General features: G+C 61.5%; 8 protein-coding genes and 1 tRNA gene. 5 read left to right on the top strand and 4 right to left on the bottom strand.

What is annotated here, in order from left to right; translation table 11 throughout:
- Nucleotides 1–23 precede the first annotated feature (23 nt).
- The 3 genes from rpsG to BLLJ_RS02615 all read right to left on the bottom strand — a co-directional run bounded on the left by rpsG (nt 24) and on the right by BLLJ_RS02615 (nt 2,698).
- Nucleotides 24–494 (bottom strand): 30S ribosomal protein S7, encoded by a 471-nt coding sequence (rpsG, locus tag BLLJ_RS02625; protein WP_003828652.1) that lies wholly within the window; start codon nt 492–494, stop codon nt 24–26.
- A gap of 5 nt (nt 495–499) precedes the next feature.
- Nucleotides 500–871 carry a 30S ribosomal protein S12 gene (gene rpsL / locus BLLJ_RS02620; RefSeq protein ID WP_003813881.1) on the bottom strand — a complete coding sequence of 124 codons (372 nt, stop codon included), beginning with the start codon at nt 869–871 and terminating at the stop codon, nt 500–502.
- A gap of 765 nt (nt 872–1,636) precedes the next feature.
- On the bottom strand, nt 1,637–2,698 hold the full coding sequence (locus BLLJ_RS02615; RefSeq protein WP_007056371.1) for a bile acid:sodium symporter family protein: 1,062 nt from the start codon (nt 2,696–2,698) through the stop codon (nt 1,637–1,639).
- Nucleotides 2,699–3,034: 336 nt separating this feature from the next.
- On the opposite strand from BLLJ_RS02615, the gene BLLJ_RS02610 reads away from it, so the two are divergent.
- Together BLLJ_RS02610 and BLLJ_RS02605 are read left to right on the top strand one after the other, a co-directional pair.
- Nucleotides 3,035–3,110 (top strand) — tRNA-His (locus BLLJ_RS02610).
- Between the two features lie 149 nt (nt 3,111–3,259).
- Nucleotides 3,260–4,285, top strand: a complete 1,026-nt coding sequence (locus tag BLLJ_RS02605; protein WP_007056348.1) for a threonine aldolase family protein — start codon at nt 3,260–3,262, stop codon at nt 4,283–4,285.
- 146 nt (nt 4,286–4,431) lie between these two features.
- Here BLLJ_RS02605 and BLLJ_RS02600 read toward each other — a convergent pair whose 3' ends face one another.
- Nucleotides 4,432–5,592 carry a glycosyltransferase gene (locus tag BLLJ_RS02600; RefSeq protein ID WP_007051205.1) on the bottom strand — a complete coding sequence of 387 codons (1,161 nt, stop codon included), beginning with the start codon at nt 5,590–5,592 and terminating at the stop codon, nt 4,432–4,434.
- A gap of 173 nt (nt 5,593–5,765) precedes the next feature.
- Between BLLJ_RS02600 and purT the strand changes: the two genes are divergently transcribed.
- From purT to BLLJ_RS02585, 3 genes are all read left to right on the top strand, one after another.
- The gene (purT, locus tag BLLJ_RS02595; protein WP_007053649.1) at nt 5,766–7,103 is read left to right on the top strand and encodes a formate-dependent phosphoribosylglycinamide formyltransferase; all 1,338 of its coding nucleotides are present in this window, start codon (nt 5,766–5,768) and stop codon (nt 7,101–7,103) included.
- A 392-nt stretch (nt 7,104–7,495) separates the two neighbouring features.
- Nucleotides 7,496–8,248, top strand: coding sequence for a phosphoribosylaminoimidazolesuccinocarboxamide synthase (gene purC, locus BLLJ_RS02590; RefSeq protein WP_007051209.1), 753 nt, complete (start codon nt 7,496–7,498; stop codon nt 8,246–8,248).
- A gap of 62 nt (nt 8,249–8,310) precedes the next feature.
- The gene (locus BLLJ_RS02585; RefSeq protein WP_013582446.1) at nt 8,311–12,045 is read left to right on the top strand and encodes a phosphoribosylformylglycinamidine synthase; all 3,735 of its coding nucleotides are present in this window, start codon (nt 8,311–8,313) and stop codon (nt 12,043–12,045) included.
- Nucleotides 12,046–12,129 lie beyond the last annotated feature (84 nt).

Below are 12,129 nucleotides of genomic sequence, written 5' to 3'. Positions count from 1 at the left end.
TTAGTTTTACTCAGGGCGAGTGATTACCAGCGGTAATGAGCGAAGGCCTTGTTAGCCTCTGCCATCTTATGAGTATCCTCGCGGCGCTTGACAGAAGCACCGAGGCCGTTGGAGGCATCCAGGATCTCATTGGCGAGACGCTCAGCCATGGTCTTCTCACGACGGGCGCGGGAGAAGTCGGTCAGCCAGCGCAGCGACAGGGTGTTGGCGCGGTTCGGCTTGACCTCGACCGGCACCTGGTAGGTGGCGCCACCGACACGGCGGGAGCGAACCTCGAGGGACGGACGGATGTTGTCCAGGGCGCGCTTGAGCACAGCCACCGGCTCCTGGTCGGACTTCTCCTTGACCATATCGAGCGCGGAGTAGACGATGTCTTCGGCGATCGACTTCTTGCCGTCAAGCAGAATCTTGTTGATGAGCTGCGCCACCACGGTGGAACCGTAGATCGGATCGGGCAGCACGACGTGCTTCTTGGAAGGTCCCTTACGTGACATATCTCTTACTTCGCCTTCTTTGCTCCATACAGGGAACGACCCTGCTTACGGTCCTTGACACCCTGGGTATCGAGCGCGCCACGCACGATGTGGTAACGCACACCCGGGAGATCCTTCACACGGCCGCCGCGCACGAGCACGATGGAGTGCTCCTGCAGATTGTGGCCTTCGCCCGGAATGTAGGCGGTGACTTCGATGCCCGAGGACAGGCGCACACGAGCGACCTTACGCAGAGCCGAGTTCGGCTTCTTCGGGGTGGTGGTGTAGACACGGGTGCACACGCCGCGACGCAGCGGGCTGCCCTTCAGGGCCAAAGTCTTGGACTTCTTCGGCTTTGCCTGACGTCCCTTACGGACGAGCTGTTCAATAGTAGGCAACTTGAATTCTCCGATTCAGTGGTTTCTCTTGCTTTTGTGTGACCGCCGCACTGCACCCACACTTTTCAGCACACTCGCTTGGTATCCGCCTGTTGGCGGCACCCGACGAATCGGAAAAGATAGCCCAGTCCACCGGCCCGATGGCCTTCGCCCCTCCCGTCGGCGCATTACTGCGTGCGATCAGCGGTTTGAAGGATATCCCAGCATGCTCGCCTGTTACATAAGGCGTGCTGTTGGCACACACGAATATCTATATTACGATTCCTCCGGACAACGACGCGCCGAGCCACAACTCACTGGTTTGGGGACCTCCTGCGCCCCCGTACTTTTCCTCTCCTCCCAACGCAATATTCCAATGCGTCGCAAAACACACACCCAACTATTCTCCCAACGCAATATTCCCGGGAATGCGTCGCAAAAAGGGAACGCCACACAGCAGGTGCCCCCGCGGAGACTATGTCACACGGGGGCACCGCCAAGGAGGTTACATTATGTTTCTTTTCACCACATCCGCTTCTGTGTTATCTGTTTCCAGCACATCCTCGTGCTCTTCCATATCCGATGGGAACCTCTAGCGACCCGGCCTCTTTGCCGTATTACCTTGCCGCTTTCTGCATTACCAATTATAGCAAAACCGCCCTCGCGAAACGCCCGATACCTCAATCGGGAGTAAGCGGGAGCGGCTATGTTATGCGAGGTAGGAAAGGTGGATGACCGACTGACTGGAGTCGTGCCTTACCCGACCTTTCTCACCATTTCAGGATTTCAGGCAGCGACCTTGGCGGCCTTATCGGCGTCGAACGGGTGGGCCGCTGAAACGGTGCTCTTGGCAGAGCCCTTCTCGCCATTGTCGGAATCCCAGTGGATCTCGTGCTTGTCATCGTGGTTGCGCCACCAGCTGGACAGGATAGAGCCGGAGATGTTGTGCCACACGGAGAAGAAGGTGGACGGCACGGCAGCGAGTGGGTTGGTTGCGAAGGAGGTCAGGGCCAGGGTTGCGCCCAGAGCGGAGTCCTGCATGCCGACTTCGAAGGTGATGGCCTTCTGCTGTGCGTAGCGGAAGCCCTTCGGGTAGATCTTGTACATCAGCTTGGAGAAGCCGAAGCCCAGCGAGTAGCCGCACAGGTTGTGCAGGATGACCACCGGGATGGCCACCAGGGAGCTGGCCACGAACAGCTTCGGACCGTTGGCGGCAACGACCACGCCGATGATAAGCAGAATAGCCACCTGAGAAACGATAGGCAGGGCGACCGTAACCTTCTCGATCTTCTTGCCGAAGATCATGTGGCAGATCACACCGAGGGCGATCGGGAAGAGCACCACCTTGACGGCGTTGAGGAACAGGGACTGAGTCGGCACGGACACGTACTGAGAAGCGAGCAGCTGCATCAGCAGCGGAATCATGAACGGGGCGCACAGGGTGGAGAGGATGCCGATGGAGACATCGAGGGCCACGTCACCACGGGACAGGTAGCTCATCACGTTGGAGGAGGTGCCAGACGGGCAGCAGCCGACGAGAATCACGCCCACGGCCAGCGGGCCGGACAGGTGGAAGATCGCGCACAGGGCCACGGCGATGAGCGGCATGATGATGAAGTGAGCTACGGTGCCGACGATGACCATCAGCGGCTGGGTCAGGATGCGCTTGAAGTCGTCCAGCGTCAGGGTCAGGCCCATGCCGAACAGCACGATGCCCAGCATGTAGCCGGTGTACGCCTTGCCCCACAAGCTGGCGGCCGGCACGAAGTAGTTGAAGACGGCCCAGACGATGACGATGACCGTAAACCACTTGGTCAGCCAATCTGCAAAGGCTTTAACCTTTTCCATGGTGTTTCTCTTCCCTTGTTTGGTGTAGGTAACATCGCATGAAACTAGGCGGGTCGCGGTTGATATGAAACATAATGCTCACATTGCGAACACTCACGTAATCATTTCTGCAATCCCCGGTCGTACCATCACACCGTCGTGTGCCTTGACTTTTCATCAATCGCCGCACAAGACCCACTCATCCACATCCCGCCATCTGAGACAGCCCGCAGCCTGGCCCCAAGAATGAAACCGACCACTTGATTCCATCGCGACACACCGATGAGCACACATCCGCAAAGTTGTGTATAGTATTCACCTGTTGCGCGAATTCAGCTTGCTGAATACGGCACTATGGTGGCCATAGCTCAGTTGGTAGAGCATCTGATTGTGGTTCAGAAGGTCGCGCGTTCGAGCCGCGTTGGCCACCCCAGTAAAACCCTTCCGTTCGCGGAAGGGTTTTGTTTTTTCTCCCTGAATTCCCCGCTCCTGGGTTATAGGCCAAATAGGCATGCCGGGAACCACCGCGTTGTACACTCAGGGCATATCCAATTCACCGAACATAAGGACAAAAGGTCCGTCATGCTGTCTTTTGAGAACGATTACTCCCGCGCCGCCCATCCCGCGGTGCTTGAAGCCGTGGCTGAAGCCAACAACCATCTGTATTCGGGCTACGGGTCCGACGAACTGAGCGATCAGGCCAAGGCCAAGATCCGCGAGGCCTGCGGCCAGCCGGACGCGGATGTGTGGTTCCTCGTCGGCGGCACGCAGACCAACCAGGTCGTCATCGACACCATCACCCCGGCGTATGCAGGCGTGGTCGCGGTCGCCTCCGGCCATCCGAACGTGCACGAGGCCGGCGCCATCGAGTTCTCCGGGCACAAGGTGCTCACGATTCCCCAGCACAACGGCAAAATGGACCCGACCGAACTGGACGAGTTCTGCAAGACCTTCTATGCGGACGGCAACTACGAGCACATGGTGTTCCCGGGCTCCGTGTACGTCTCGCAAAGCACCGAATATGGCACCATCTACTCCAAGGCCGAGTTGCAGGCCATCGCCGATGTGGCGCACAAGTACGACATGCCGCTGTTCGTGGATGGCGCGCGACTCGGCTACGCGCTGACCGCCACCGGTTCAGACATGACGCTCGCGGATCTGGCGACCATCGCCGACGTGTTCTACATCGGCGGTACCAAGGTGGGTGCCCTGTTCGGCGAGGCCGTGGTGTTTACCAAGCACAACACGCCGAAGCACTTCTTGACCCTCATCAAGCAGCACGGTGCCTTGCTGGCCAAGGGCTTTGTGCTGGGCGCGCAGTTTGACGCTTTGTTCACCGACAACCTGTATTTCAAGATCGCCCGCAACGCCAATGAGGCGGCCGATCGTATTCGCGAGGCCCTGCGCGCCAAGGGCTACACGCTCACTTTCGAAGCGCCCACCAACCAGATTTTCGTGACGATGGATCAGCCGACCATCGACCGTCTGGAGCGCGAGATCAAGCTCGGCTTTACCGAAAAGGCCGACGACACGCACACCGTGATGCGCATCTGCACCAGCTGGGCCACCACGCCTGAAGAGGTCGATCAACTTATTGAGTTGTTGTAAAACCCTTCGCTAATCTCTCCCTCCGTCATCGCTTCGCGATGCCACCTCCCTCATCAGAGGGAGGTTTTTTCGTAGATCCCTCTGATGAGGGAGCTGGCCGCCGCAGGCGGACTGAGGGAAAGACCTCTCCGCAAACGAGAAGGCTCCTACTCCCCTATCGCCTTGCGTTCCATATCCACGAACTTGTGGACCGAGGCTTCCACGGAATAATGCGCCTTGGTGTATTCGGCGTATTTTTCGCCCCATTCGGCGCGCTCGGCCTGATGTGCGATCCACCAATCGATGCGTCGGGCCAGCAGGGCCGCGTCCCGCACGGGGAACAACGACTCGTCGATCAGCGCGAACTGGCTGGCCGCCGACAGTTCGGACGCGGCGATCACCGGCACCAATCCGCACGCCATCGCCTCGATCACGCTCACCGATTCGATGTCGGCAATCGAACAATGCACGAACAAATCGCCCGAACGCAACAAATCGGGCATATCGGCGTGCTTGTGGAATCCGATATCGGCCTTGCGCGCCAGCAAACGCCCGGCGCGGAACTTGAGATACTGCTTGAGCGGCCCAGTACCGGCGATCACCAGCTGAATATCGCCGGCGTGCCGGGACATCGACACCGCCTTGATCAGCGTAATCTGATCTTTCTCGCTAGCCAGTCGGCCGGAAGCGATGACGCGGAACGGCACGGGAGCCGAGGCATCCGGATCGGCCGGCTTCTTCGGCGAATACACCGGTGAATAACCATTGGAAATCACGTGCAACTTGGCTTTATACCCGTGCGCGCGCAACAGGCTCGCGGTCATTTCGGTGGGCACATGGATGTGGTCAATGTGCTTGTACAGCCAGTGCTTGAACAGCCAGTACAGGAAGCTGGAAATACCGGGAATGCGACGTAGAGGGCCGGCCGAATACAGCACGTTCTCCGGCTGCAGGTGGAATCCGGCAGTCACGGGAATGCCCATTTGGTGGGCGACTTTAGCGGCACGACGGCCGAATTTGAACGGCATATAGATATGCACCACATCCACGCCTTGAAAGGCGGTGCGGAACAACGTGTCGCTGGGTTCGGCGAATTGCATGAGCTGCTTGGCGGCCACCCACGAGACGAGCGGCACCCTATTCACGCGCGCCGGATATTCGGGCGCCCCTATACCGACAAGCCTCACATGATGGCCTTGCCGCTCCAATTCTGCAGCCCATTGCAAGGCCGAATTGGAGGTGCCGTTGCCCTGATTGCCCACCGTATCGACCACAAGAGCGATAGTCAGCGGACGATCAATGCTCTCTTCAATCCCGTTTTCGCGCATTGCCTCATCCTAAACCACCGCGCTGCAATGGCGTCGGCCGCGCTGCCTGAACGCGTATGAAATGGTATGGGCTGCCGCATTTTGCCCAATATTGAATCACGCGCTCCGCAGCGCACGTCGCCGAATCCGAGCCCCGCATAGGCGAAATCATCGCGGCATGGCAGAATGTGGGTATGACTGAGAACGCCGTAAATACTGCCGTGACTTCCACCTCCTCTCCCGCAATTCCCGCCGAGACTTCCGCCGTCTCCCCCGCAACTCGCGCAGCCAACCGCCCGCTGGGCACACCGCTGGGCAAGCACCCCACCCGCGTGCTGTTTTTGGGCGCTGGTGAGCTGGGCAAGGAAGTGGCCATCGAGCTCATGCGACTGGGCGCGTGGGTGTGCGCCGCTGACTCGTATGCCGGCGCTCCGGCCCAGCAGGTGGCGCATGAATATCGCGCGTTGGATATGGCGAATGCCGCCGAATTGCAGGCATTGTTCGATGAAATCAAGCCGGACATCATCGTGCCCGAGGTAGAGGCCATCGCCACCGATGTGCTGGCCGGTACTGCGGCCGCGGGCGCCCAGGTGGTGCCGAGCGCCGAAATCGCCGCGATTTGCATGGACCGCGAGCGCCTGCGCGTACTGGCCCACGAAGAATTGGGCTTGCCGACTACACCGTATCGTTTTGCCGGCTCGCTGGAAGAGCTGCGCGCCGGAGCTTCGGAAGTCGGCTATCCGTGCGTGGTCAAGCCGGTGATGAGCTCGTCTGGTCACGGCCAGTCGGTGGTGCGTTCCGCCGACGCCATCGATGCCGCTTGGACCGAAGCGCAGGAGGGCCGCCGCGCCGCCGATGAGGGCGATGTGTCGCGCGTGATCGTTGAGGCGCTTGCTCCGCTGGAGCGTGAGCTGACGGTACTGACTGTTTCTTCGTCCGCCGGCATTGTGACGTGCGCGCCGATCGGCCAACGTCAGGAGTCCGGCGATTACCGCGAGTCCTGGCAGCCGGCTACCGAACCCGATGGTGAGGCCGAGCGGGCGCGCGACATCGCACGTACCGCCGTTGAAGGCTTGGTGGCCAAGGCTCAGGCGGCCGGCGAAACCGGTTGGGGCGTATTCGGCGTGGAACTGTTCGTGCTCACCGACGGCTCGATTCTGTTCAACGAGGTCTCCCCCCGTCCGCACGATACCGGTATGGTGACAATGGCCTCCCAGCGTCTGAGCGAGTTCGCGCTGCACGCCCGCGCGATTCTCGGCCTGCCGATCACCCCCGAGCATGTGTCGCTCACGATTCCGGCCGGCTCGGTGGCGGCAAGCCATGCGATTGTGGTGGCCGGCGACGGTGAGGTCGAGTTCACCGATGTGGCCGCTGCTCTGGCCGAACCCGGCACGGACCTGCGCATTTTTGCCAAGCCCGAAGTGCATGGCCACCGCCGCATGGCCGTGGCACTGGCCGTCGGCGAGTCCGAAGCCGACGCCCGTGCCAAGGCCGGCCTCGTGGCCGATGCGTTGACGATTACCGTGGAGTAGTCCACGGCCTGATCAGCTCAGCATGGCCTCAATATTATTGCCGTCCGGGTCGTGGATGAACGATCATGACGAACCTCCTTGTACCATTTCGTCACTCCCATTATCGTGTGTATATGGCCGAAGAGTCATGTTTCGTCTATTGACGAACATCTGAGTATTCACACGCGCTTCTGCAGATACCTTCATGCCGGAAGGCTACACGACCGGAGACGAGCTGATCGTACTGGCCAATGACGGCCGCCTCCGCCATCCCAACAGCGTATGGCCGTTCGATGCAGCGACGTATGATGCGCCGGCCGCATCGTAGCGTCATGCTGAGTGTTGTTGTAGCCCTCGATTGGTACCCTTTTACCGTTAGTTCACCCAGAAATTCCACTCCTGAAAGGTGAGTCATGGAGAAGCTGGAAAAGCTCTACGAGGGCAAGGCCAAGCAACTGTACGCAACCGACGATCCCGAGGTTCTGTGGGTCGAATACAAGAACACCGCCACCGCTGGCGATGGTGAAAAGAAGGAAGACTTCACCGGCAAGGGCCGTCTGAACAACCTCATCACCACCATCATCTTCGACCTGCTCAAGAAGCGCGGCATCGACAGCCACCTTATCAAGCGAGTGGACGACACCGGCCAGCTGGTGCGCAAGGTGAACATGTTCCCGTTGGAGATCGTGCTGCGCAACGTGGCCGCCGGCCACTTCTGCTCCCGTCTGGGCGTGGAGGAAGGCCTGCCGCTCAAGGAGCCGGTACTTGAGTACTTCCTGAAGAACGATGATCTGCACGATCCGTTCGTCAACGACGATGACCTGGTGGCCCTCGGCGTATGCACTCGCGAGGATCTCGCCGAGATCGCCCCGCTGGCCCGCAAGATTAACGAGGCCCTGATCGAGATCTTCGCCAAGATCGACGTCAAGCTGGTCGACTTCAAGATCGAAATGGGCCGCGCCACCGACGGCACGCTGCTGTTGGCCGACGAGATCACCCCGGATTCCTGCCGTCTGTGGGACCAGAAGGACCACTCCGGCAAGGTCGAGCACCTTGACAAGGACCTGTTCCGCCGTGGTCTCGGCAGCATCATCCCGGCCTACGAAGAGATCGAGGAGCGCCTCGCCGAACTCGCCAAGTCCGAAGGCATCGAAGTCGCCGAGTAATGCATTATCTGGCTCCCCTCTCGAGGGGAGCCAATTGTCTTTAATTTCAAGAAAGGATTTCCATGGTTTTTCGCGTGTACGTGGAAAAGAAGCCCGGCTTTGATGTCGAAGCCCAGCAGCTTGCGGGCGAACTGCGCACGATCCTCGGACTGACCGGCCTCAAGGCCCTGCGCATCGTGAACCGCTATGACGTCGAAGGCATCTCCCAGGAGCTGTTCGACCAGACCGTGCCCACCGTGTTCAGCGAGCCTCAGGTGGACAATGTGGCCTACGACCTGCCCGACTTCGCCGGCGCCAAGGTCTTCGCCACCGAGTTCCTGCCCGGCCAGTTCGACCAGCGCGCCGACTCCGCCGCCGAATGCATCCAGCTCATCTCCCAGGGCGAGCGCCCGACCGTCCGCTCCGCCAAGCTGTACGCGCTGGAAGGCGACCTGACCGACGCCGACGTGGACACCATCAAGCATTACGCGATCAACCCGGTCGAGGCCCGCGAGGCCAGCCTGGAGACCAAGGAAACCCTGAAGACCCAGGTGCCGGTGCCCGGCAAGGTCGAGACCATCGCCGGTTTCAACGAGATGGACGCCGAAGCCGGCCAGAAGTTCATCGACGAGCGCGGTCTGGCCATGGATCTGGCCGACCTCGAATTCTGCCAGAAGTACTTCAGCGAGGAGAGCCGCGAGCCCACCATCACCGAAATCAAGGTGATCGACACCTACTGGTCCGACCACTGCCGTCACACCACGTTCGGCACCGAGCTGGACGAAGTGACCATCGATGACGCCACCGTCAAGGCCGCCTTCGAGCGTTACCTGGCGATGCGCCACGAGCTCGGCCGTGACGCCAAGCCCGTCTGCCTCATGGACATGGGCACCATCGGCGCCAAGTGGCTCAAGAAGAACGGTGTCCTGACCGGCCTTGACGAGTCCGAGGAAATCAACGCCTGCACCGTCAAGGTCAAGGTTGACGTGAACGGCCACGACGAGGACTGGCTGTTCCTGTTCAAGAACGAGACCCACAACCACCCCACCGAAATCGAACCGTTCGGTGGCGCGGCCACCTGCATCGGCGGCTGCATCCGCGATCCTCTGTCCGGCCGCTCCTACGTGTATCAGGCGATGCGCGTCACCGGCGCCGCGGACCCGACCGTGCCGGTCTCCGAGACGCTGGAAGGCAAGCTCCCCCAGCGCAAGCTCGTGACCACCGCCGCCGCCGGCTACAGCTCCTACGGCAACCAGATCGGTCTGGCCACCGGTCAGGTCGACGAGATCTACCACCCCGGCTACGTGGCCAAGCGCATGGAGGTGGGTGCGGTCGTGGCCGCCACCCCGGCCGACCATGTGCGCCGCGAAACCCCGGCCCCTGGCGACAAAATCATCCTGCTGGGCGGCCGCACCGGCCGTGACGGCATCGGCGGTGCCACCGGTTCGTCCAAGGCGCATAACGTGGAATCGCTCGAACTCGACGGCGCCGAAGTGCAGAAGGGTAACGCTCCGGTGGAGCGCAAGCTGCAGCGTCTGTTCCGCCGCGGCGATGCCTGCCGTCTGATCAAGCGCTGCAACGACTTCGGCGCGGGTGGCGTGTCCGTGGCGGTCGGCGAGTTGGCCGACGGCCTGTTCGTGGACCTCAACACCGTGCCCAAGAAATACGAGGGCCTGGACGGCACCGAGCTGGCCATCTCCGAATCCCAGGAGCGCATGGCCGTGGACGTGGCCGCCGAGGACGTGGACGAGTTCCTGGCCTACGCCCGCGAAGAGAACCTCGAAGCCACGGTGATTGCCACCGTGACCGAGGACCCGCGCATGGTGATGACCTGGAACGGCGACAAGATCGTGAATCTGTCCCGTGAGTTCCTGGCCTCCAACGGCGCTTCCAAGCACCAGACCGTGCATGTCGAGGAACAGCAGTCCTACGAGACCCCGTGGGGCGAGGGCACGCTGGCCGAACGCATGAACAAGCTGGTCACCGACATCAACGTGGCCTCCAACAAGGGCCTTTCGGAGCGCTTCGACTCCACCATCGGCGCGGGCACCGTGCTCATGCCGTTCGGCGGCAAGCGTCAGCTCACCCCGAACATGGCCATGGTCGCCAAGCTGCCGGTGTTCGGCGAGACCACCACCGCTTCGGCGATGGCGTGGGGCTTCAACCCGTACATCATGTCCAAGAACCAGTTCACCGGCGCCTACCTGTCCGTGGTCGAGTCGCTGGCCAAGCTGGTCGCGGCCGGCTTCGAGCATGAGAAGGCCTACCTGAGCTTCCAGGAGTACTTCGAGAAGCTGCGCGACGAGCCGGAACGCTGGGGCAAGCCGGCGGCCGCCGTACTCGGCGCGCTGATGGCCCAGGTGGACCTGGGCGCCGGCGCCATCGGCGGCAAGGACTCCATGTCCGGTTCGTTCGAGGATCTCGACGTGCCGCCGACGCTGATCTCCTTCGCCGTGGCCGTGGGCAACATGAAGCGCGCCACCTCCCCTGAATTCAAGGACGCCGATCACCGTATCGTACGCATCGCGCCGCGCTACCTGGCCGACGGTCTGACCCCGGACAAGGATGCGCTGCTTGAGGTGTTCTCCGTGATCGAGGAGCTCACCGACTTCCACGATGCCCTGGCCGTCTCTACGCCGGGCTATGGCGCCACCGCCGAAGCCCTGTTCAAGATGACGCTCGGCAACCGCATCGGCGTGACCCTGAACAACAGCATCGCCGTGGACGACCTGTTCACCCCGGCATACGGTTCGTTCATCGTCGAGCTGGCGGACGATGCCAAGCTTCCGGCCGTCTCCAATTTGGTCGAGATCGGCGAAATCGGCACCACCACCTCCGAGTACGTGTTCAAGGCCGCCGGCGAGACGCTGGACCTGGACGCTGTGCAGGAAGCTTGGGAGTCCGGCATCGAATCCGTGTTCCCGTACCGTTCCAAGGGCGAGGACAAGGGCGCGACCGTCGAGACCATCGACTTCCACGCGCCGAAGAAGACCGTGTACGTCGGCTCTTCCGTGGCCAAGCCGCATGTGGTGATCCCGGTGTTCCCGGGCAACAACTGCGAGTACGATTCCGCCGCCGCCTTCGAGCGTGCCGGCGCCGATGTGACCACACTGATCGTCAACAACCTGACGCCGGCCGCCGTCGCCGAATCCACGCAGGCGTTGGTCGACGAGATCAACAAGAGCCAGATCGTGATGATCCCAGGCGGCTTCTCCGGCGGCGACGAGCCGGACGGTTCCGCCAAGTTCATCACCGCGTTCTTCCGTGCGCCGGCCGTCACCGAGGCCGTGCGTGACCTGCTGAAGAACCGCGATGGTCTGATGCTCGGCATCTGCAACGGCTTCCAGGCGCTCGTCAAGCTGGGTCTGGTGCCGTACGGCGACATCGTGCCGATGACCGACGCCTGCCCGACGCTGACCTTCAACACCATCGGCCGCCACCAGAGCCGACTGGTCCGCACGCGCGTGGCCTCCGACCTCTCCCCGTGGCTGTCCAAGACTTCGGTCGGCGACATTCACACCGTGGCCATCTCCCACGGCGAGGGCCGCTTCGTGGCCTCCGACGAGGTGCTCGCCCAGCTCAGGGCCAACGGCCAGATCGCCACGCAGTACGTGGACGAGACCGGCACCCCCGGCATGGACCTGGATGTGAACCCGAACGGCTCGCTGCTCGCCATCGAGGGCATCACCAGCCCGGACGGCCGCGTGTTTGGCAAGATGGGTCACTCGGAGCGTTCCGGCAACGGCCTGTACGTCAACGTGCCCGGCAACAAGTACCAGCCGATCTTCGAGGCCGGCGTGGAATACTTCACCGCCTGATAATCGGCGCGTATCGCGTCTGATACGGCACACAGGGAAGGAACTCTCGGGTTCCTTCCCTTTTTTGTTCATGCCGGTCATGGG

Source organism: Bifidobacterium longum subsp. longum JCM 1217, assembly GCF_000196555.1.
Taxonomy (GTDB): domain Bacteria; phylum Actinomycetota; class Actinomycetes; order Actinomycetales; family Bifidobacteriaceae; genus Bifidobacterium; species Bifidobacterium longum.
The sequence above is the reverse complement of the archived record's forward strand: the minus strand, read 5'-3'. Positions and strand labels throughout refer to the sequence as shown.

What these genes read in the sequence shown, in the direction of transcription:
- purT (WP_007053649.1), top strand. Translation starts at nt 5,766, where the DNA reads ATGACTGAGAACGCCGTAAATACTGCCGTGACTTCCACCTCCTCTCCC.
- BLLJ_RS02585 (WP_013582446.1), top strand. Translation starts at nt 8,311, where the DNA reads ATGGTTTTTCGCGTGTACGTGGAAAAGAAGCCCGGCTTTGATGTCGAA.
- rpsG (WP_003828652.1), bottom strand. Translation starts at nt 494, where the DNA reads ATGTCACGTAAGGGACCTTCCAAGAAGCACGTCGTGCTGCCCGATCCG.
- BLLJ_RS02605 (WP_007056348.1), top strand. Translation starts at nt 3,260, where the DNA reads ATGCTGTCTTTTGAGAACGATTACTCCCGCGCCGCCCATCCCGCGGTG.
- purC (WP_007051209.1), top strand. Translation starts at nt 7,496, where the DNA reads ATGGAGAAGCTGGAAAAGCTCTACGAGGGCAAGGCCAAGCAACTGTAC.
- BLLJ_RS02600 (WP_007051205.1), bottom strand. Translation starts at nt 5,592, where the DNA reads ATGCGCGAAAACGGGATTGAAGAGAGCATTGATCGTCCGCTGACTATC.
- BLLJ_RS02615 (WP_007056371.1), bottom strand. Translation starts at nt 2,698, where the DNA reads ATGGAAAAGGTTAAAGCCTTTGCAGATTGGCTGACCAAGTGGTTTACG.